The following is a 19,124-nucleotide window of genomic DNA, read 5'->3' as shown; positions in this document are numbered from 1 at the left end:
GTCCCGCCCTCGTAGCTCAATGGATAGAGCAACGGCCTTCTAATCCGTAGGTTGCAGGTTCGAGTCCTGCCGGGGGCGCTCGAATCCGGCCACAAGGGCGCCGGTCACCGGCGTGGCGCACGGCGGGTCGCGGCGTGGCGACCGGCGTGGCGCGACAGATGCGGCCGGATCCTGATGTCCGGTCAGTTCTGCACGGCCGCGAAGACCAGGCAGGCGAGGACCAGGAAGACGCTCACGGCCAGGGCGATCCGGCTGAGGTACTTATGTCGCACGAGTCCTCCTCAGACCCAGTCGAAGCGTTCCGTGTGGACGCGGTCGGCCGGCACGCCCAGCCCGACGAGGGCCTCCTCGACCGCCTCGAGCATCGGTACCGGGCCGCAGGCGAAGTACTGGAAGCGGCGGAACCCGGCGGGCAGGTGCCGGGCGATGATCTCCGCGTCCAGGTAGCCGGTCTCCCCCTCCCACCCCGGCGGAGGATCCTCCAGCACGTACACGACGTGGAGGTCGAGGCGCTCACGCAGCGTCTCGATCCGCTCGCGCAGGATGATGCTGTCCTGGTCGCGGCTGCCGACGAACAGCACCACCGGCCGCGCGTCGCCGCGGTCGGCGAGGGTCTCGACCATGCTCAGCGCCGGGGCGATCCCCACGCCGCCGGCGACCAGCCCGTAGCCGGCGCCCTCGTACTGGTCGATGCTGAACACGCCGTGCGGCCCGTCGAGGTGGACGACCGTGCCCGGGCGCGCGTCGGCCACGCTCGCGGTGAAGTCCCCCACGGCCTTGATCGCCATCGAGACCTCCCCGGTTTGTTCGGCGCTGGAGCTGAAGGAGAAGGGGTGGGAGGTGATGAGGAAGGGTGAGCGCCCGAGGGAGATCCAGGCGAACTGTCCCGGCGCGAACCGCATCCCGTCGTGGCCCTGGGGCCGGAACGTGATCGACGTCGTGCGGTCGCGCTCGGCCACCACCTCGTGGACCACCCACGGACGGCGCCGCAGCCGCAGCGGCCTGACCACGCGCACCCACACCAGCACCCAGACGAAGGCCGCCGTCATCACCACCCACAGGGCGCGCTTCCACGCCGTGTCGACGTAGTGGTCGACGAGCAGCACGTGCCCGACGGCGCCCACCACCGCGACGACGGCGAGTACCGAGTGCAGCACCTGCCACACCTCGTAGGACAGGCGCAGCCGGCGCCGCCACAGCGACGTCACCATGAGCAGGAGCAGCGCGCCCACCGCCACCCCGCCGACGACGACGAGGGCGGGGGTGTCGCTGGGGGTGAAGGGGTTGGCTTGGCTCCAGTCGGCCGACAGCGCGACGTGGACGAGGACGAAGACGAGTCCGGTTGTGCCGATGTAGCGGTGGAAGTCGATGACCGCGTCGGTGCCGAAGGGCTCGGCGATCGTGCGGACCCGGGCGACGAGCGCGAACTCGATGCCCATGAGCGCGAGCCCGACGAACCCCAGGGCGACGGAGAAGTCGGTCCAGAAACCCTGCCCCGGCTGACTGGCGCCCACCACTGCGAAGACGAGCGGCGCCACGCAAACCCCGACGAAGATCGCGATCCAGGCCATCCCTCGTACGACGCTCGTCATCGTGCCCCCTTCGGCAAGCTCGCGTCCGGTCAGTACCGATCGTAGGGGCCGGTGGGCAGCGGTCGCAAGTGCTCGACGACACTCATGTGGAGTCCCCGCGAACGTAGGGGCCGTACCTCACGTATTTTCCCCCGGGAACGTGTGGCTGGCCACGATGGGGTGTGGAGGTTGAGGAGCAGCTGTCGATGGCAGCCAGGTTTGAGGTCACGAAGAAGTACGCGGCTGCGTATGCGGCGGCACCGAAGAAGGGCAAGTCACAGATCCTGGACCAGGTGGTCGAGGTCACGGGCTGGAACCGGGACCATGCCCGCCAACAGTTGGTGGCCCGCCTCCGGCAGCCTCCCGGCCGGGCCAGCGCGACGGTCGCGGTGATCGATCGCCGCCGCACCAAGCCACGGAAGTACTCCTACGATGCGCTGATCGTGTTGCAGAGAGTATGGGCGGCCTCGGGCGGCAGCTGCGGGCAGTACCTCGCCCCGGCCATGACCGACTGGCTCGACGCCCTCGAAACCGAAGGCGCTCTGATCCAGGGAGAAGACCGCTACAGCGCTGCAGTACGGGCCGAGTTGGAACAGATGTCAGCAGCCACGATCGACCGATACCTGGCCCCCGCCAGAGCCAAAGACCCGCTCCGCGGCAAGACCACCACCCGACCGGGCACGATGCTGCGCAACTCGATCAGTATCCGCAAAGCCGGCGATGAGGTCGAAGCCGAACCCGGGTTCTTCGAGGTCGACACCGTCGCCCACTGCGGCCCCACCCTGAAGGGCGAGTTCGCCCGCACCGTGAACTTCACCGACATCCACACCGGCTGGGTGTTCACCCGCGCGATCCGCAACAACGCCGCGGTCCATGTCCTGGCCGCGTTCGACACGTTCATCGAGCACGTTCCGTTCGCCGTGACCGGCATCGACTGCGACAACGGGTCAGAATTCATCAACCACGACCTCGTCGGCTGGGCCGGCCAGCGAGACGTGTTCTTCACCCGGTCACGGCCCTACAAGAAGAACGATCAGGCCACCATCGAGTCGAAGAACAACCACCTCGTACGCCGCTACGGCTTCTACCACCGCTACGACACCAAGCTACTAGAGCTGGAGCTCCTCAACCAGCTCTGGACACTGGTCTGTGACCGGTTGAACTTCTTCACCCCTACCAAGAAACCCATCGGCTGGTCCACCGACACCGTCGGCCGCCGCAAACGGCTCTACGACAAGCCCAGCTCCCCCTACCAGCGACTCCTCGCCGCCGGCGTCCTCAACCCCACCCAAGCAGGCCGAACTCGCCGCCCGAAAAGCCAACCTCCGACCAGCCGACATGGCCCACCGCATCAACCTCATCCAACAAGAACTCACACGCCTCGCAGCCGGGAAGACCCGCCGCCTCCAAGACCAGATCAGCTGGAAAGCACCCGACCCCGCAGGCCTCAAAACCCGAGCCGCCTAGCCCCCAGCTTCCCGGGGAAAAATATCTGAGGTAAGGCCCCCACCTACGCGGGGACTTGACAGTGAGGTACCACGGTGCTGGATCGGGGGCATTCGCGACCTCGTCGCCGGCCCCGCCGCTGCGCGGTGCTGCTCGTAGACTGAGCCGCCACGCGGGGAGGGTGGCCGATTCACCCCCGACGGCTGAGGGACACACTGGCCGTGCTGCTCGATCTCTGAAGCCGCCCTATCTCAGTGGTGCGCGTGCGCCGGCGCCTCTGCGACCTCTCGTTCCAGCCGCTGGCCCCGCACGGGCCGGGCCCCGCGCGCCGCGCGCACGCTGGCCTCCGGGCCGAGGTCCAGCCGCCGCAGCAGCTGGGCGTTCGTCGCGACGACGACGGTGGACAGCGACATGAGCAGCGCTCCCACGGCCATCGGCATGACGAAGCCGACCGGGGCGAGCACGCCGGCAGCCAGGGGCACCGCGGCGAGGTTGTAGCCGCCCGCCCACCACAGGTTCTGCGTCATCTTGCGGTAGGACGCCCGGGAGAGCTGGATGACCGAGAGCACCGAGCGCGGGTCGTCCGAGGCCAGCACGACGCCGGCCGAGGCGATCGCCACGTCGGTGCCGGCACCGATCGCGATCCCGACGTCAGCCTGCGCCAGCGCGGGGGCGTCGTTGACGCCGTCGCCGACCATGGCCACCAGCCGTCCGTCGCGCTGCAGCTCGGCGACCTTCTCGCTCTTGTCCTCGGGCCGTACCTGCGCGAACCCCTGGTCGATGCCCAGCTCCTCGGCCACCGCTCGGGCCACCGGTTCGGCGTCGCCGGTGATCATCACGACGTGCACGCCGAGGTGGTGGAGTGCCTCCACGGCCTGCCGCGACTCCGGCCGGATCTCGTCGGCCAGCGCCAGCGCACCGGCCACCTCGCCGTCGACCAGCACGTGCAGCACGGTGGCGCCGCGCTCGGACCACTCCCCGGTGGCCGGCAGCGCCTCGTGTCCCGCCTCGGCCAGCAGCGCCGGCCCACCGACGGCGACGACGCGGCCCTCGACGCTCGCCCGCACCCCGACGGCGGTGGACGCCGAGAAGTCGGCGGCGGCCGGGACGCGCAGCTGACGCTCCGCGGCCGCGTCGCGAATCGCTCGGGCCAGCGGGTGCTCACTGTCCGACTCCGCGGCGGCGGCGAGTGCGAGCAGCTCGTCCTCGCCGTACCCACCGATCGTCGTGCTTCCGGTGACGACGGGCTTGCCGGCGGTGAGGGTGCCGGTCTTGTCGAACAGGACGGCGTCGACGGTGCGCATCTGCTCCAGCGCCATGCGGTCCTTGACCAGCACCCCGCCCCGAGCGGCGCGCTCGGTGGCGATGGCGACGACGAGCGGGATCGCCAGGCCCAGCGCGTGCGGACAGGCGATGACCAGCACCGTGATGACGCGGATCCACGCCTGCTCGGGCGTGCCGAGCAGTAGCCACGCGACGAGCGTGATGGCGGCCGCGCCGAGGGCGAACCAGAACAGCCAGCCCGCAGCTCTGTCCGCCAGCCGCTGTGCCCGGGTGGCGGAGGACTGGGCCTCGGCCACCAGTCGCTGGATGCCCGCGAGCGCCGTGTCGTCCCCGACGGCGGAGACGCGCACGCGCAGAGCGTCGTCGGTGGCGACGGTGCCGGCGACGACGTGGTCGCCCACCTCGCGCCGCACGGGTACCGACTCCCCGGTGATCATCGACTCGTCGACGTCCGCACCGCCGTCGACCACCTCGCCGTCGGCGGGCACCCGGCCCCCGGGACGCACGACGACGACGTCGCCCAGGGCGAGGTCGGACGGCGCGACGGTGACGACACCATCGCCCTCGACCTTCTCGGCCTCGTCGGGCAGCAGTGCGGCCAGCGAGTCGAGCGCCGAGGAGGTCTGCGCCAGGGAGCGCATCTCGATCCAGTGCCCGAGCAGCATGATGACGACGAGCAGCGCCAGCTCCCACCAGAACTCCAGCTCGTGGGAGAGCAGCCCGAGCCGGGCGCTCCAGGAGGCTATGAATGCGACGGTGATTGCCATGCCGATGAGCAGCATCATCCCGGGCCGGCGCGTGCGGAGCTCGTCGAGGGCGCCGGTGAGGAATGGGCGCCCGCCCCACAGGTAGATGACCGTGCCGAGGACCGGCGCGACCCAGGTGAGCCAGCCGGTCGCGGGCAGCTTGTAGCCGAGGAGGTCGGCGAACATCGGACTGAGCAGCACCGTCGGCACTGCGATGACGAGCATGCCCCAGAACAGTCGGCGGTACTGGGCCACGTGGTCGTGGTGGCCGTGACCTTCATGGCCGTCGTGCTGGTGATGCTCGTGCGTGCCGGTCACGATCGCGTGCTCCAATGACGTCAGAGATACCCCCGAGGGGTACTTCACAATGGAACACCCACCGGTCGCCCGTTGTTCCCGGTGGTTGCCCGTCCGGGCAGTTCCCGGACACGGCCCTGGCTCGGCGACGGCGGCGGTTCTAGGCTCGGGGCATGTCTGGCGCGAGGTCCGGACGTGAGTCCGGCACGGCAGCCGGGACGGTCCACCGCAGTGGCTCTCCCGGACGGGCGGTGCGCGCGCCCGCCTCGGCTCCGGGGCCGCTGCTGCCCAGGGGACCCCTCGCTCGGCTGCTGCACGCCGGCAACCGCGCCGTGTCGACCCTGCTGACCGTGGCCCGCCAGGAGGACGGGGAGGCAGCGCCCGAACCTGCCGGCCCAGCCCCTCGGCTGGATGCGCCCGGCATCGCCGACGCCCGGCGTTACTACACGTCCCAGCCGTGGCGGTACACGGCGGCGATCCTGGCCCAGCTGCGCACGACCCTGGGCCTGGGGGCCGAGGGGGGCGCCGACGACGCGCTGGTGCTCGCCGTCGCCGACTGGCAGGCCACCAACGGCTCGGGCGACCCCGCCCTGCTCGTCGACGGGAAGGCCGGACCGCGCACACTGCCCCGGATCTTCACCTCCGGACTGAACGTTGCCGGCGAGGGCGAGGCGTTCGGCGGCGAGGTCCAGACCGAGGTGGTCGACCAGTGGGCCACGCTGGCCACCCCGGCAGCGCGGCGCGACCGACTCGTCGAGCTGGTGAACCAGCGGCTGGTCGCGGCCGGCGTGCCGGCGGTCACCGGCGCCGTCGACCCGGTCCCGGTGAACTCGGGCAGTTTCGACTTCGAGTTCTGGACGATGCTCATCGGGGACGAGGCACTCGGGGGCGACGAGGTCACCCAGGACGCCGCCGCCGAGGTTGCGGACACCGTCTACCACGAGGCCCGGCACACCGAGCAGTGGTTTCGAATGGCGCAGTTCCGCGCCTCGCAGGGCCTGTCCGCCCCAGGGATCGCCGCCGAGCTCGGCATCCCGCTCGCGATCGCCCGCCAGGCGCGCGACGCGCCGCTCGTGCGCGGCTCGGTGCCGGCACTGATCGCCCAGGGCTGGTGGGACAGCGTGTACGGCGGTGGCGCCGATCATCGGGAACGGGTGCTGACCGAGGTGGAGGCCGCCGCCACGGCACGCGACGCCACCGAGGCCGCCCTGGAAGCCGACCCCTCGCCGGCGAACCAGGCTGCCCACGACGCCGCGACCGAGCGGTTCCAGCGCGCCCACGACGCGTACCGGAACCTGCCCGAGGAGAATGATGCCTGGGCAACCGGGCCCGCGGCCGCAGCAGGCATCACCCGCGGCAGCCCGCCGCCCACCGACAGCCCAGCCGGCACGCCGCCCGCCTCGGGCGGCCCAGCCCACGACGTCATGCCCGAGGAGAACCTGCCATGAGCCTGCCCCCGGAATTGATCAGCGACCTTGCTGCCTTCCGCGAGGCCGTGCGTGGGAACGGCGACCCGCCCGACGCCGGTTCCGGGCATCCGTTCACCACCGTCACCGAGCCGGCCGCGGGCGCGGTACGGCTCGACCTGACCGAGCCCGTCGCGATGGCCGCGCTCGAGACCGAGCTCGGGGCAGCCCGGCGGCTCCCCCGCTCCGGCCTTGGCCGTCCGGCCCGGTGGCTGTTCCCCGACACCCTTCCGCCCGACGGCGAGACCGGCGCCACGGTGCTGGCCGAGAGCGAGGACGACGGCGCCACCGTGGCGCGGATCCTGCTCCGGCGCGAGGAGGCGGAGTAGCGGCACGTTGTTCCCGGCTGTGGCCTACGTCGTCGTGAGGAGTTCGGTGATGTCCGCGCCGGCGCTGAGCAGGGCCAGGGTGCGTCGGGCAATGACGGCGAGAAGGGCGTCCAGGGTGCGCAACGGGCTGTCGAGGTCATCGAGTCGGCGGATCGACTCGATCGTCTGCTGGACGTCCGGGATGCGGTAGCTGGCGGCGCGCAGCGCGGCAGCGATGCGTGCTTCGCGGATGGCCGCCGGCGGGTAGCGTCGCGCGGCTCGGGGGGGGTGACGCGCTGTGGGACGACGAGCCCAGCCCGTTCCCAGAAGCGCAGCGTGGAGGTGCGGACCCCGAGCGCGTCGGCGAGCTCGGTGATGGTCATGGTGTCCTCCTCGACCACCTCATCGTCGTCGTCTGCTTCGGCGCGGATCATGCGAAGCGCGCGCTGCGCGGCCAAGGCGTCGTCACGTTCTCGGGTGAGCGAGACGTGCAGGGAGCTGATCAGCGCTGCGGCCTGGTCGAGCGGGAGCGCGCGTACCTCTCGCAGGGTCCGCCGGGCCGCGACCGGGCCGGTGGCGACGGCGAGCTTGCGGTAGGCACGTAGAGCGAGCAGGTGCTCGGCCGTGAACTGCCGGTAGCCGTTGGCGGAACGCTTGGCAGGTGGGATGGCGCCGAGCCGTTCGAGGTCACGGACCTGCTGGACGGAGTAGCCCGATGCTGCCGCCACGCCTGCGGTGGTGAGCGGCTGGACCGGCGTCCGGGCGTTGTCGTTCGTCGCAAACCCTCCGTAAGCACTTCAAGGTGACACTTGAACCATGAGTATCGAACAGATTCTCGACGTCGTCCGCTCGCTCGACGGGGTCCTGGTGCTCGCGCCCGAGGAGGGCAGCGAGTTCCCCGAGCTCGCGTGGGGCAACTTCTTCTTCTACTACGCCCCCGATGGCCAGGTGCCGCACAACGTCCAGCCCTACGCGACGATCGTGACGAAGGACTATCCCGACGACGCCCAGTCGGAGCTCGACCCCGCTGGCCGGTGGAGGGTGAACATCCACGTCGGGCGAGCGAGGTTCGACGAGCTGACCGGGCAGAGCCCGCGCACCTTCAGCTCTCGAGACTTCGCGGCGGCTGACGTGATCATGCCGCATCCGGTCCATGGGGCGCTCGGATGGATCGCGGTCGTGAACCCAGCCGCGGCGCCCCTCTCGACGGTCCTCGAACTCCTGCGCGATGCGCACGCGCACGCGCGACGCCGCGCCACTCGTCGCACCGAGGTGCGCGTCAGCAGCGACACACTCGATCCCTGAGGAACGACGGACGCCCCGGGGCTTCACGGCGTCGTAAGGGAATCCGCTTGGGGGCCATCTGGTCACTGGGCCCCTCGGTCAGCCTTTGGTGCGGTAGACGTCACGGCGGTGAGCGATATCGACGATCGTGACGGTGTGCTGCCCATCGTCAATGCGGTAGATCACACGGTAGGTGCCGCGGCGTGCGCTATGGCGATCGTTCAGCGGCGGGTGGAGTCGTTTGCCGAGTCGGTGCGGATTGTCGAGCAAGGCACCGACGATGAACTCGTGCGCAGCGAATGCCGCCGCTTCGGGCAGTCTCTGGGCGAGCTGGCGCCGAGCGGTGGGTGTGATGACAAGCGTGTAGCGGACTTGACCTTCTGTCACGCACTTCGCCTGCGGCGCTCGGTCATCGCCTGAGCCAGTTCGGCCTCAGATTCACCTTCACCTTGTGCGAGCTCGGCGTCGGAGGCGGCAAGTCGCTGCATCGTGTCGGGGTCGGAGAGGATCGCGATCGACTCCTCGAGGGACTGCAGGTCGTCGGTAGCGATCAGCACAGCCGATGGTTTGCCGTGCACCGTGACCGAGACACGTTCGTGCTGCGTGTTCACCCGTCGCACCAACTCGGACAGGTGTGTCTTGACTTCGGCAAGAGACAGGACGGTCGTCATAGTCACAAGTATGACTACAGCGGCACCCGATGTCGAGCCCTCCTGCCGATCACATTTGTCCCTGGTCCGCAGCACATCGACCGCCTCCGGAGACCGATACTCCATCGGGCACGGATGGAGGCCCCGTAAGGCGATCCCGCAGCGGGATACCCGATCGATCACGTCGAGCCACAGCGATCGCAGGCTCGTGGGGCGCTTGTGGGAGGAATATTCGCCGCTGGTCCGTCCAACCTGCCGCTGTTGCGGGCAGGATGCCGTGATGGCCAGTTCTCGACGTTTACGCCACGCCCTCGTGTCAGAGTCCCTTGCCGCCCGCGACGACGAGGAGCTGGCTGCGCTCTTCCGAGCTGCGCCGACCAGCGGTGTGGGCGTGGGGGGTGGTACCTCGGTGCTCGACGTCGACGGCATCTCGGTGTTCGCCAAACGCGTTCCGATCACCGACCGCGAGCTGGCGCATCCACACAGCACTGAGAACCTGTTTGGGCTGCCGACCTCCTGCCAGTACGGCATGCACCGTCTTGCAGGTCCAGGTTTCGGCGCGTGGCGCGAGCTGGCTGCGAACCTCAATGTCAGCGAAGGAGTCCTCGCCGGTGAGTCCGAGTCCTTCGCCTTGCTACACCACTGGCGGGTGCTCCCAGGCCGCCCACCCGTCGCCTCCGAGCACCAGGACATCGAGGCGGTCGTTTCCCAGTTCGGAGGCGACCCGGCGGTCCGGACTCGTTTCGAGGAGCTGGCTGATGCGAGTTCCAGCCTGGTGCTGTTTCTCGAGCATTTGCCCGACCGCCTGGTCGACTGGCTGAACGACCCGTTGGGGAGTGCCGAGACACTCGAGCGGCAGCTCTTCGATGCTGTTGCGTTCCTGGGGCGCCGCGAGGTGCTGCACATGGACGCACACTTCGGCAACATGCGAGCCGACGACGACCAGATCTACCTCGTCGACCTCGGGCTGGCCACATCGCCTCGGTTCGACCTCTCCGACGCCGAGCGAGCCTTCGTCGCGAACAACGTCGACCACGACGCCGACTACCTGGCGATGAGACTGGTGAACTGGCTGGTCACCACGGTGTGTGACCTGCCGGTGTCGACCAGTGATGATCTTGCCGCGCGGAACGCCTTCGTGCGCCGGTGCGCGAACGGTGACATCCCGCAGAACATGCCTGCTGTAGTGGCGGGCATCCTCGCCCGGCACACTCCCTCTGCGGCCGAGATGAACGACTTCTGCTGGCGTCTCGTCGACGGTGACATCGACGCGCAATACTCCGGATTGCGGTCGAGGCCCGCATCTGGCCGATAAGGGATCGGCTATCGAGAACGCTACGGGCGCCGTAGCCGCCTTCTACCAGGCGCTACTTGGTGGCCTACTTCATGCTGAGTTCGTCCGCCTCTTCGTCGGCGAGCGTTCCGACGAGCTCGGCGATCTTCACGACGATGTCCTCCATGGACTCCTCTGCCGTGTTGAATCCACCACGTGACGCGAGCGTAGGGCTCACCTGGTCGAGCTCCTCGAACGTCACACCGTGCATCACCGGCACCAGCAGGTTGCGGCGCAACAGAGCGCTGAGCTCAGCGTTCGCGACGCTTCGGTCGGTGCGCAGTTTGTCGAGCATCGCGGGCGTCACAAGGACGATTCCCAGCTTCTCGAGTGCAACGTGCCGTTCCGATAGAGGAACCTCCACCGGGACGGGATGCATCATCGCGTCGGCCTCAGTCCCCGCACGGCGGGCGTCGTCCCGGTAGACCCGCCCGAGAAAATGCCCGGTGAAGGGGCCTTATACGGGACACTGCACAGATGAGTGAGCTCAAGATCGGCTACGCCCGCGTCTCCACCAACGAACAAGACCTCACGGCCCAGCGCACCGGCCTGGAAGCCCTCGGCGTGCCGACCGATCGCATCTACGTAGACCACGGCCTGACCGGCACCACGCGCGTCGCCCGTCCCGGTCTGCGCGAGGCCCTGGCCGCATGCCGGTCTGGCGACACCCTCGTCGTGACAAAGCTCGATCGGCTCGCCCGCTCGGTCCCTGACGCGCGCGACATCGTCGCCGAACTGACCGCCAGAGGCGTCCGCCTACAACTTGGCGGCTCCGTCCACGACCCCACCGATCCAGTCGGCCGGCTGTTGTTCAACGTCCTGGCGATGGTGGCCGAGTTCGAGGCCGACCTGATCCGTGCCCGCACCCGCGAGGGCATGGCCGTCGCAAAGGCCAAGGGCCGGCTGCGAGGCAAGAAGCCCAAGCTCACGCCCCGTCAAGAAGCACACTTGGTCTCCTTGGCGCGTGCCGGCGAGCACACCACGCTCGAACTGGCCGAGCTGTTCAACGTCGGCCGCTCCACCGTCTACAGGGCTATCCAGCGTGCGGGCGGCCTTAATCCGACTGCGGTCACCGACGGCTGACCCAGCGCGTGGGAACCGATCGTCTCCGGATGGCGGGGCCCCACCCGGACCGCCACCGAGCATCAACAGAACCCCGCCACATAACGGCGAAAGCCACAGTTCTCCGTCAGGATCAGTTCCTGATTCTGATCGGGGATGTCGAGGACCTTGACGACCTCGCCGCCACGCATGCCACCCTCTTCCGCGTTCACCTGTACCCACCACGTGATGATGTTGTTCTCGTAGTCGATACTGCCGCCCTTCCAGTACCCCCATTCGAAATCGCAGTCGTCGGTGCAGGGGGCGACCGGCGGGGTGACAGTCACCTCGGTGGTGACGCTGCCGAACGTGTACTCGATCTCGGTCGATTCATCGACGGTCTCGTTGACGCGGACCCAGAAGTAGACGTCGCCGTTGAGCCCTCGGGGGCCCGGGACACCGGCGCCGTCATGGCGAGCTGCGTCGCGACCACCGCCCAACTCCAGTGCGACATGGATGCCGACTACTGGTGGAATAGGGAGGAGCCGCCTGTGCGAGGTCAGCGCCCGTCAGCAGCAGGACAATGGCCGTCAGGAACGCGAGCACACGCTCGACTCTTCGACTGAATGAGCGTTGCGTGGGGATGCGTGTCCGCGTTGATCCTTCTTGTGCATGCAAGGTCTTCAGAGCTCCGTAAGGTCGCTGGTTCCGTGACTGGTCTCGGGCAGGAACCTAGGCCTTACAGCGGTTCAGATCTGGCCTCTCCATGCGCAATGTGGCGTACCGCTAGCCGGACGACGCGGGATCAGGCATAAGAGCGGGGAGAACCTTAGGACCCGAGGGGGTCACAAGAGGGCGCGAACCACGCGTTGCAGCGACACGGTGGTCGTTCGACATCTGCCCCATCGACTTTCGCCGTAGAGGGCGACAGACGATTCAGCGGATTCCCAGGCAAGGACGCCCCGCCGCCACCCGTTCACATTGCGCTCTCCGAAGCGGGCAGCGAGCCGTCTCAGTCCACCTGATCGAACCCGGTGACGACGGCGACGACGCGGTGGTGGCCCCAGCGCAGCGTGATGCGGACACCGTCGGGGCCCCGCTCCACCCTCTCCAGCACCACGGACGAGCCGTGGTGCAGAGGGGTGAGGAGTCGGAGCAGGCCGTGGTGCTCCGGCGCGTGCGCCAGGATGGACAGCCCGTCGGCGAACACGAGCCGCGCGGAGTGCTCGACGGGCGCGGGCGACATGCGCCGCAGAGGACTTCCACGGTTCATGAGCTGGACGAATCGGCACACGAGAAGAGAGTCGAGGTCGCCCCGGTGTTCGGCCTCGATTTTTCGAAGGGACCGCGTCAGGTCATCGACGTCGGGGTCCCACGGAGTCGCCCGCCCCATGGAGGGAGTATCCCCCGTCGACCGCTCCTGCGGTAGCCCCCGGGGAATCCGCCCGGCTGGGCGGCGCGGTCGTCAGCTGTAGACGTGTGCGGCCAGCGTGCCGACGTCGCGGAGGTTACGGTAACGGCCTGCAAAATCGAGACCGTAGCCGACGACGAACTCGTTGGGGATCTCGAAGCCCACGTACTTGACGGGGACCTCCATCTGGGCAGCCTCCGGCTTGCGGAACATCGTCATGATCTCGAGGCTCGCGGGCCCCGGGAGGCCAGATTGCTCATCAGGTACGACAGGGTCAGACCGGTGTCGATGATGTCCTCCACCACGATGACGTGACGGTTCTCCAAGTCGGCATTGAGGTCCTTCAGGATCCGTACGACGCCACTCGACTGCGTGCCGGCGCCATACGAGGAGACGGCCATCCAGTCCATCTCGACGTGGCTGTGCATCGCCCGCTGCAGGTCGCTCATCACCATGACGGCACCGTTCAGCACACCGATGAGGAGTACCTCCCGCCCGGCGTAGTCCTCGTCGATCTGCGCGGCGACCTCGGCCACCCGCTGCTGGATCTGATCCGAGGTGAAGAGCACCCTCTCAAGGTCTTGCGCGACGTCTGCTGCATCCACGCAGGAGAGCCTAGCGTGCGGGCCCCTCGCCCGCACCCGGAGCCCCGGACCCCTCGAACAGCAGCAGGCCGTCATGGCGGCGGACCGTCCCGCCGGGGACCGCGATCGGCCCCTGCCCCCGCCAGCGGCCCAGGAGCGTGTCGACGGCGGCCACGTGACCGGCGTCGGCGGCCACGCCGTGACGCCTCAGCCAGGCGAGCAGCACCCGACCGCGCAGCGCATCGGGCAGCGCACCGACCGCGGCCGCGTCCGCCTCCTCCCCCGCCGCCACGTCGGCGGCGAGGTCGTCGAGCAGGTCCGCGTCCGCCCGCGCCAGGGCGGCAGTGCGGGCCAGCGCGGGGGCCAGATCGCGGCCGAACGCGGCGGAAGCGTCGGCGAGCCACGCGCGGGTCCTGACACGGGCGAAGGCCGGGTCCTGGTTCATCGGGTCGGCCCACCACTCGATGCCCCAGTCGCGGCAGGCGGCCTCGGTGTCGGCCCTCCGCACCCCCAGGAGGGGACGGTGGAAGGGGCCGCGGACGGAGGCCATGCCTGCGAGGCTCCTGGTTCCGGATCCGCGGAGCAGCCCGAGCAGGACCGATTCGGCCTGGTCGTCGAGCGTGTGCCCCAGCAGCACGGGCAGGCCCGGCTCGGCCAGCGCGGCCAGCCGCGCGTCGCGGGCGGCGGCCTCGATTCCCTCACCCCGGTCGGTCACCTCGACCCGGCGGACCTCGACGCGGAGTCCGGCGGCGGTGAGCCGGTCCGCGACCTGCGCCGCGACGACCGCAGAGCCGGGTTGGAGGCCGTGGTCGACGACCGTCACGCGCACCGAGGCGCCTGTGCGGCGCGCCGCCCAGCCCGCCCCCAGCGCCAGCGCCGTCGAGTCGGCCCCACCGGAGCAGCCGACGACCAGGTCGCCGGCCGGCAGGGCGGCTGCGACGGCGGAGGCGACGCGCAGGGCGGCCGGGCCGAGCTCGCGCCTAGCCATGGACCCGCGTGATCCAGGCGGCCGGGTCCGCGATCTCGGCCGCGGTGGGCAGGTTGGCCGGCTCGACGAACGCGGCCTGCAACGCCGCCGGGCGCGCACGCCCGGCGACTGCCCGGCAGAAGGCCAGCCCCTCGCGGTACTGCGCCGACTTGTCCAGGGCCTGGACGAGGCGCGCCAGGCCGGTGGCCTCCCCGCGGGTGAAGTGGCGGCGGAGCCGGGCGACCGTGCGGATGTGTCGCCGTCCGGCCGTGTCGGCCACGTAGTCGGCGTGGCCTTCGAGGAACGACATGGTGGCGCTCAGCCCGCCGAGGGTCTCGGCGTTGGCGCCACCGAGCAGCACGGTGCTCAGGTCACCACCGCGCGCCCAGTCGGTGATGCCGCTCAGCGGAGACGATTCGGCGGCCATCACCGTCACGGCGGCCGCGCGGATGTGGTCGCGCAGCCAGGGGGCGAGGCGGAACTGCAGGGCGTGGGTCTGCTCGTGCAGAGCCACCCAGAGCCGGAAATCGGCGGGCACGAATCCGAATCGCTGCTCGTGGGAGACGATGCTGGGCGCGACCAGGTAGAGGGTGTCGCTGCCCGAGTAGGCGTCGTACTGGCCGAGGAGTCGCCTGCCCGCGAAGCGGACCGCCAGACCGGCCACGACGCCGTTGCCTGTGGCGCGCAGCCGGGTCAGGGCGCCGTCGGGTCGGCGCGGCAGGCCGAGCTCCGCGACGGTCGACTCGAGCATCTCCCCCGCGGCCCTTCCCCAGCCCACCCAGTCGACGACACGGATCCGGCCGGCGCCGACGCTGTCGACGCCCATGTGTTCTGCGGCGATCTCGCCGGCGCCCCTCGCCCTGACGCGCAGGTCGGCCACCAGCCGGGTCAGGTCGTGCCGGTCGAGACGGGGCAGGTCGTCGGCGCGCAGGGAACTGACACGGGCGGCGAGCCGCCAGTCGATGTCAGGCGCGCGGTCCATCAGCAGCCACACCCCGCGACGACGCCGGTGGCCTGGTCCGCCCACAGCTTGGCTGCCCAGCCGTTCGGGGCCCCGTTGATCATGAACGCGAACGCCATCAACCGCCCGTCTGCGGTGACGGTGGTGCCCGCGAGGGTCGAGACGAGGGAGAGGGTGCCGGTCTTGGCCCGCGCGACCCCCCGGGCGGGTGCCGAGGTGTCGTCGAAGAATCTCTCGGAGAGGGTGCCCGCGACGCCGGCGGTCGGGAGCCCGTCGAGGATCACCGACAGGCGCGGCTCGCTGTCGAGCAGCAGGATGGCGCGGGCGAGCATGTGGGTCGTGATCCGGTTCGAGCGGGACAGGCCGGACGAGTCGTGCAGCACCGTGCCCTCGTCCCAGACGCCGAGACCGGTGAGCTGCCCCTCGATGGCTGCGACGGCGCCGGCGAAGGTGGACGGCTGGCCGACCTGGCGCGCCAGCTGCAGGCCGAGGATCTCGGTGAAGGAGTTGTTGGAGCGGTTCATGGCCTGTTCGACCAGCACGTGGACCGGCAGCGACTCGACCCGTGCCAGCTCCGTCCCCTCCGCAGCGGCGGGCGCGGGCGCCCCGGCGACGGCGATCCCCTCTGCCGTGAGCTGCTCCGCGAAGGTCCTGGCGGCGTCGAGCGCGGGGGTGCGGCTCCGTCCGCCGGCCGGCAGCTTCCCCTCGTCGACCCAGAGGGCCGACAGCTGCGTGACCTGGTCGCGGTAGGTGGCGGGCCAGGTGTCGTTCCAGCCGGGCTCGGCGAAGTGGTCGGCGTTGTAGCCGAGCGTCACCGTCGTGGTCCCCGCGGCCCGGAGCTTCTCGGCGACGGCGCGCGCAAGTTCCTGCGTCGACGCCGGCTGCGGGTAGGCCCCGGCCGCGGCGGGGACGCTCAGCAGCAGCGGGTCGCCGCCGCCGACCAGGACGATGGTGCCAGGGGACGGCTCGACGACGGTCGTGGCGAACGTCTCCGTGCCCTCGAAGGCGTTCATGACGGCCAACGCGGTCAGTGTCTTGGTGTTCGACGCGGGGATCAGTGGCGTGGCCGCCCCGCGGGACGCGACGATCTCGCCGGTGGTGACGTCGACGACCTCGTAGGCGATCGTGGTGGCGCCACCCTCCGCGGGGACGAGCAGGCTGGTGTCGAGCGCGTCCAGTCTCGCCTCCAACTGCGCCCGCGTCACCGGCGCCCCCGGGACGGCCGGCTCGGCGGCGCCGACGAGGCCCGTGCCGTCGACCGCGGGCGCCGTCGGAGGCGGGGTCGTCGCCGCCGCGAGCAGCTCCGGATCGAGGGTGTCGGGGGCCCCGTCGCGGGTCAGGCCGGCGGCGGCCAGCAACGGCTGCTGGAAGACGGCGGCGGTGAAGCCGCCGGCAAGGAGGAGGCCACCGAGTAGGCCGGTGACGATCCACTCGACCGTACGACGGCGACTGAGCACTGAGGACTCCAAACAGGTATTCTGACGCGTAGCAGCCGGCAGTGACCGCCGACATCGCACCAATCATAGGAGCCCTCCAAGTGACCGAAGACGCACCAGTCGGCCGTTTCACCCCGATCGACCCCGGTCGCCGAATCCTCTTCGACGTGACGGTGGAGATCCCGAAGGGGACGAAGAACAAGTACGAGATGGACCACAACACGGGCCGGCTCCGGCTGGACCGCGTGCTCTTCACCTCCACCCAGTACCCCTACGACTACGGCTTCGTGGAGGGCACCCTCGGTCAGGACGGTGACCCGCTCGACGCGATGGTCATCGGCGCAGACCCCACATTCCCCGGCTGCCTCATCGAGTGCTACGCCGTCGCGATGTTCCGGATGACCGACGAGATGGGCGGCGACGACAAGGTCCTCTGCGTGGCGACCGCTGACACGCGGCGCAAGCACATCACCGACCTGAGCTCGGTTCCGGAGCACATGCTGCTCGAGATCGAGCACTTCTTCTCGGTCTACAAGGACCTCGAGCCGGGCAAGTCCGTCGAGGGCGCCACCTGGACCGGCCGCTCCGAGGCCGAGGCCGAGGTCGCCGCCTCGTTCGAGCGGGCCAAGGGCACGCCGTACGAGCATCACCACGTGAACCTGGCCTGATCCCGCCCCCGCCCTCCCATGGTGGAGATCGCGGTCAAGGCGCTTTCGCTCGTCGCCGTCGTCGGGCTCGCCCTCGTCCTGAAGCGGGTCGGCTGGGCGAGCATCCGCGACTTCCCGCTCGTGTCGCGCCTCGTGCTCTCGGTCACACTGCCGTGCGCGCTGCTCACGAGCTTCAACGAATACACCCTTGACACCGCACTGTTGTCGCTCGTCCTGATCGGGCTGGTCGCCACCAGCGCCCAGCAGGTGATCGGCTACCTCCTCGCCCGCCGCCGGGGGCGCCGCGAACAGGCGTTCGCCGTGCTCAACTCGGGCTCCTTCAACATCGGCGCGTTCGGCATGCCCTACCTGTCCGGGTTCATGGGCCCGCAGGCCATCCTCTATGCCGCACTGTTCGACATCGGCAACGCTGTGGGCGGGGCCGGCATCGGCTACGGCTGGGGCATGGCCCTGAGCCGAGAGCCGGGGCGGCGCCGCTGGCGGGAGACGCTACGGACCCTGCTCGGCTCGCCCGTCCTCATCACCTACCTCGCGCTGCTCGCGATGCAGCTGCTGCGGCTGCGCCTGCCCGACCCGGTGATCGCGTTCACCGGACTCGTCGGTGCGGCCAATCCCTTCCTGGCGATGCTCATGATCGGCCTAGGGCTGGAGATCAGGCTGGACCGGTCCAAGTACGCTGCGGCGGCCAGGCACCTCGCCGTCCGCTACGCGTTCTGCGCCGTCGCCGCCTGGGCGTGTTGGACGTTGCTCCCCTTCGGGACAGAGGTCCGCCTGGTGCTGGTCATGGTCCTCTTCGCTCCGATCGCGTCGATGATCGCCGGCTTCACCGGCAGGGCAGGCCTCGATGTCGAGCTTTCTTCGTTCATGACGTCCGTGAGCCTGATTGTCGGGATCGTCGCCATGCCGACGCTCTACGTCCTACTCACGAGCTGACCAGCACGCCCAGCCAGGCTGCGGCGAGGCACCCGCCGATCGTCGCGGCCAGGTAGGCGACGGCGAACCGGTGGCGCCTCCGGCCCAGCTCGCGGGCCACCTGCCAGCTCGCCGTCGAGAAGGTCGTGAAGCCGCCGCAGAAACCCGTCCCGACGACGGCGAACGCCGCGGCCGGCAGCACCCCCGCGGCCACCCCGACGGCGAACGAACCGGCCAGGTTGATGCCCAGCGTCGCCCACCAGGCCGGCCACCGCACCACCACCAGCCGGTCGACCAGCGCCCGGGCCAGGGCGCCGAGACCACCCGCGAGGCTCACCCAGACAAGGATCATGCGGGCCGCCTCCGCCGTTGCGTGCGCGCCCCGAGCAGGTGTCCGAGGCCCGCGGCCCCGACGCCGGCCAGAGCCTCCACCACGACGACGACAGTGGCCACCGGATCCTGGATCCCCTGGAGCGCGAGGGACGACCACGACGTGAAGGCCCCCACCCCGCCGACGGCGAGGAACAGCCGCAGCAGCGAGGTTCTGGCGCCCCACCAGCCGCTGACGACGCCGATGAGCAGGCAGCCGGTCAGGTTCACCACTGCCAGCGCCACGGTCTGCTGGTCCAGGGCGTGGAGGAGGAGGGCGCGGCACGCCGTTCCCACCGCCCCGCCGGCGAAGATCACGCCGGCCCGCTTCCACCACTGCTCCATCGGTGTCAGCCAACCACACGCGCGAGCCGACACCGGCGGCGGTGT

General features: G+C 70.1%; 20 protein-coding genes, 1 tRNA gene and 2 pseudogenes. 9 read left to right on the top strand and 14 right to left on the bottom strand.

Features of this window, described 5'->3' with window-relative positions; all coding sequences use genetic code 11:
• Positions 1-5: 5 nt before the first annotated feature.
• Positions 6-78: transfer RNA gene (locus H9L22_RS17950), tRNA-Arg, on the top strand.
• Positions 79-281: 203 nt separating this feature from the next.
• On the opposite strand, the gene H9L22_RS17945 is transcribed toward H9L22_RS17950, so the two are convergent.
• Entirely contained in the window at positions 282-1,592 is a 1,311-nt protein-coding gene (locus tag H9L22_RS17945) for a ferredoxin reductase family protein (RefSeq protein WP_187721062.1), read from the bottom strand.
• A 185-nt stretch (positions 1,593-1,777) separates the two neighbouring features.
• On the opposite strand from H9L22_RS17945, the gene H9L22_RS17940 reads away from it, so the two are divergent.
• On the top strand, positions 1,778-3,067 hold the full coding sequence (locus H9L22_RS17940; protein WP_226965983.1) for an integrase catalytic domain-containing protein: 1,290 nt from the start codon (positions 1,778-1,780) through the stop codon (positions 3,065-3,067).
• A gap of 201 nt (positions 3,068-3,268) precedes the next feature.
• Here the strand turns inward: H9L22_RS17940 and H9L22_RS17935 are convergent, their stop codons facing one another.
• Positions 3,269-5,365, bottom strand: coding sequence for a heavy metal translocating P-type ATPase (locus H9L22_RS17935; RefSeq protein WP_264292506.1), 2,097 nt, complete (start codon positions 5,363-5,365; stop codon positions 3,269-3,271).
• 152 nt (positions 5,366-5,517) lie between these two features.
• Here H9L22_RS17935 and H9L22_RS17930 point away from each other — a divergent pair, with 152 nt between their 5' ends.
• On the top strand, positions 5,518-6,792 hold the full coding sequence (locus H9L22_RS17930) for a hypothetical protein (protein ID WP_187721061.1): 1,275 nt from the start codon (positions 5,518-5,520) through the stop codon (positions 6,790-6,792).
• Positions 6,789-7,139 (top strand): hypothetical protein, encoded by a 351-nt coding sequence (locus H9L22_RS17925; RefSeq protein WP_187721060.1) that lies wholly within the window; start codon positions 6,789-6,791, stop codon positions 7,137-7,139. Before H9L22_RS17930 ends, H9L22_RS17925 begins: the two co-directional genes overlap by 4 nt.
• Before the next feature lie 308 nt (positions 7,140-7,447).
• Here the strand turns inward: H9L22_RS17925 and H9L22_RS20695 are convergent.
• A pseudogene (locus tag H9L22_RS20695) lies at positions 7,448-7,846 on the bottom strand (MerR family transcriptional regulator); the annotation flags it as partial.
• 88 nt (positions 7,847-7,934) lie between these two features.
• Between H9L22_RS20695 and H9L22_RS17915 the strand changes: the two are divergent.
• Entirely contained in the window at positions 7,935-8,423 is a 489-nt protein-coding gene (locus H9L22_RS17915) for a DUF6194 family protein (protein ID WP_187721059.1), read from the top strand.
• Between the two features lie 78 nt (positions 8,424-8,501).
• On the opposite strand, the gene H9L22_RS17910 is transcribed toward H9L22_RS17915, so the two are convergent.
• Both H9L22_RS17910 and H9L22_RS17905 read right to left on the bottom strand, forming a co-directional pair.
• Positions 8,502-8,789 carry a type II toxin-antitoxin system RelE family toxin gene (locus tag H9L22_RS17910; RefSeq protein ID WP_187721058.1) on the bottom strand — a complete coding sequence of 96 codons (288 nt, stop codon included), beginning with the start codon at positions 8,787-8,789 and terminating at the stop codon, positions 8,502-8,504.
• Positions 8,786-9,073 carry a type II toxin-antitoxin system Phd/YefM family antitoxin gene (locus H9L22_RS17905; RefSeq protein WP_226965982.1) on the bottom strand — a complete coding sequence of 96 codons (288 nt, stop codon included), beginning with the start codon at positions 9,071-9,073 and terminating at the stop codon, positions 8,786-8,788. Before H9L22_RS17905 ends, H9L22_RS17910 begins: the two co-directional genes overlap by 4 nt.
• Positions 9,074-9,332: 259 nt before the next feature.
• On the opposite strand from H9L22_RS17905, the gene H9L22_RS17900 reads away from it, so the two are divergent.
• Positions 9,333-10,367, top strand: coding sequence for a serine/threonine protein phosphatase (locus tag H9L22_RS17900; RefSeq protein WP_187721056.1), 1,035 nt, complete (start codon positions 9,333-9,335; stop codon positions 10,365-10,367).
• 64 nt (positions 10,368-10,431) lie between these two features.
• On the opposite strand, the gene H9L22_RS17895 is transcribed toward H9L22_RS17900, so the two are convergent.
• Positions 10,432-10,767 (bottom strand): hypothetical protein, encoded by a 336-nt coding sequence (locus H9L22_RS17895; protein ID WP_226965981.1) that lies wholly within the window; start codon positions 10,765-10,767, stop codon positions 10,432-10,434.
• A gap of 95 nt (positions 10,768-10,862) precedes the next feature.
• On the opposite strand from H9L22_RS17895, the gene H9L22_RS17890 reads away from it, so the two are divergent.
• Entirely contained in the window at positions 10,863-11,468 is a 606-nt protein-coding gene (locus H9L22_RS17890; RefSeq protein WP_187721055.1) for a recombinase family protein, read from the top strand.
• A 62-nt stretch (positions 11,469-11,530) separates the two neighbouring features.
• Here H9L22_RS17890 and H9L22_RS17885 read toward each other — a convergent pair whose 3' ends face one another.
• From H9L22_RS17885 to dacB, 6 genes and pseudogenes are all read right to left on the bottom strand, one after another.
• Positions 11,531-11,926 carry a hypothetical protein gene (locus H9L22_RS17885; RefSeq protein WP_187721054.1) on the bottom strand — a complete coding sequence of 132 codons (396 nt, stop codon included), beginning with the start codon at positions 11,924-11,926 and terminating at the stop codon, positions 11,531-11,533.
• 512 nt (positions 11,927-12,438) lie between these two features.
• Positions 12,439-12,819: a hypothetical protein gene (locus tag H9L22_RS17880; RefSeq protein WP_187721053.1), complete on the bottom strand. Its 381-nt coding sequence runs from the start codon at positions 12,817-12,819 to the stop codon at positions 12,439-12,441.
• A 72-nt stretch (positions 12,820-12,891) separates the two neighbouring features.
• Positions 12,892-13,442, bottom strand: a pseudogene (gene hpt, locus H9L22_RS17875) (hypoxanthine phosphoribosyltransferase).
• A gap of 10 nt (positions 13,443-13,452) precedes the next feature.
• A complete protein-coding gene (gene tilS, locus H9L22_RS17870) occupies positions 13,453-14,409 on the bottom strand; it encodes a tRNA lysidine(34) synthetase TilS (RefSeq protein WP_187721052.1) in 957 nt (318 codons plus the stop codon).
• Positions 14,402-15,370: a zinc-dependent metalloprotease gene (locus H9L22_RS17865; RefSeq protein WP_187721051.1), complete on the bottom strand. Its 969-nt coding sequence runs from the start codon at positions 15,368-15,370 to the stop codon at positions 14,402-14,404. The genes tilS and H9L22_RS17865 overlap by 8 nt, the downstream gene beginning before the upstream one ends.
• Positions 15,370-16,806, bottom strand: coding sequence for a D-alanyl-D-alanine carboxypeptidase/D-alanyl-D-alanine endopeptidase (dacB, locus tag H9L22_RS17860; RefSeq protein WP_187721050.1), 1,437 nt, complete (start codon positions 16,804-16,806; stop codon positions 15,370-15,372). Before dacB ends, H9L22_RS17865 begins: the two co-directional genes overlap by 1 nt.
• A 116-nt stretch (positions 16,807-16,922) precedes the next feature.
• Between dacB and H9L22_RS17855 the strand changes: the two genes are divergently transcribed.
• Positions 16,923-17,453: an inorganic diphosphatase gene (locus tag H9L22_RS17855; protein ID WP_320060624.1), complete on the top strand. Its 531-nt coding sequence runs from the start codon at positions 16,923-16,925 to the stop codon at positions 17,451-17,453.
• Between the two features lie 18 nt (positions 17,454-17,471).
• Positions 17,472-18,386: an AEC family transporter gene (locus H9L22_RS17850; RefSeq protein ID WP_187721049.1), complete on the top strand. Its 915-nt coding sequence runs from the start codon at positions 17,472-17,474 to the stop codon at positions 18,384-18,386.
• Here the strand turns inward: H9L22_RS17850 and H9L22_RS17845 are convergent.
• Both H9L22_RS17845 and H9L22_RS17840 read right to left on the bottom strand, forming a co-directional pair.
• Entirely contained in the window at positions 18,376-18,717 is a 342-nt protein-coding gene (locus tag H9L22_RS17845; RefSeq protein ID WP_187721048.1) for a fluoride efflux transporter FluC, read from the bottom strand. The two genes, H9L22_RS17850 and H9L22_RS17845, sit on opposite strands and share 11 nt — an antisense overlap.
• Positions 18,714-19,079, bottom strand: coding sequence for a fluoride efflux transporter FluC (locus H9L22_RS17840; protein WP_187721047.1), 366 nt, complete (start codon positions 19,077-19,079; stop codon positions 18,714-18,716). The genes H9L22_RS17845 and H9L22_RS17840 overlap by 4 nt, the downstream gene beginning before the upstream one ends.
• Positions 19,080-19,124 lie beyond the last annotated feature (45 nt).

It is taken from the genome of Tessaracoccus defluvii, assembly GCF_014489575.1.
In the GTDB taxonomy this organism is placed as follows: domain Bacteria; phylum Actinomycetota; class Actinomycetes; order Propionibacteriales; family Propionibacteriaceae; genus Arachnia; species Arachnia defluvii.
The sequence above is the reverse complement of the archived record's forward strand: the minus strand, read 5'-3'. Positions and strand labels throughout refer to the sequence as shown.

Coding starts and splice junctions, on each gene's coding strand:
- H9L22_RS17850 (WP_187721049.1), top strand. CDS start 17,472: ATGGTGGAGATCGCGGTCAAGGCGCTTTCGCTCGTCGCCGTCGTCGGG.
- H9L22_RS17900 (WP_187721056.1), top strand. CDS start 9,333: ATGGCCAGTTCTCGACGTTTACGCCACGCCCTCGTGTCAGAGTCCCTT.
- H9L22_RS17930 (WP_187721061.1), top strand. CDS start 5,518: ATGTCTGGCGCGAGGTCCGGACGTGAGTCCGGCACGGCAGCCGGGACG.
- H9L22_RS17915 (WP_187721059.1), top strand. CDS start 7,935: ATGAGTATCGAACAGATTCTCGACGTCGTCCGCTCGCTCGACGGGGTC.
- H9L22_RS17940 (WP_226965983.1), top strand. CDS start 1,778: ATGGCAGCCAGGTTTGAGGTCACGAAGAAGTACGCGGCTGCGTATGCG.
- H9L22_RS17945 (WP_187721062.1), bottom strand. CDS start 1,592: ATGACGAGCGTCGTACGAGGGATGGCCTGGATCGCGATCTTCGTCGGG.
- H9L22_RS17925 (WP_187721060.1), top strand. CDS start 6,789: ATGAGCCTGCCCCCGGAATTGATCAGCGACCTTGCTGCCTTCCGCGAG.
- tilS (WP_187721052.1), bottom strand. CDS start 14,409: ATGGCTAGGCGCGAGCTCGGCCCGGCCGCCCTGCGCGTCGCCTCCGCC.
- H9L22_RS17890 (WP_187721055.1), top strand. CDS start 10,863: ATGAGTGAGCTCAAGATCGGCTACGCCCGCGTCTCCACCAACGAACAA.
- H9L22_RS17845 (WP_187721048.1), bottom strand. CDS start 18,717: ATGATCCTTGTCTGGGTGAGCCTCGCGGGTGGTCTCGGCGCCCTGGCC.
- H9L22_RS17895 (WP_226965981.1), bottom strand. CDS start 10,767: ATGATGCATCCCGTCCCGGTGGAGGTTCCTCTATCGGAACGGCACGTT.
- H9L22_RS17840 (WP_187721047.1), bottom strand. CDS start 19,079: ATGGAGCAGTGGTGGAAGCGGGCCGGCGTGATCTTCGCCGGCGGGGCG.
- H9L22_RS17865 (WP_187721051.1), bottom strand. CDS start 15,370: ATGGACCGCGCGCCTGACATCGACTGGCGGCTCGCCGCCCGTGTCAGT.
- H9L22_RS17905 (WP_226965982.1), bottom strand. CDS start 9,073: ATGACGACCGTCCTGTCTCTTGCCGAAGTCAAGACACACCTGTCCGAG.
- H9L22_RS17880 (WP_187721053.1), bottom strand. CDS start 12,819: ATGGGGCGGGCGACTCCGTGGGACCCCGACGTCGATGACCTGACGCGG.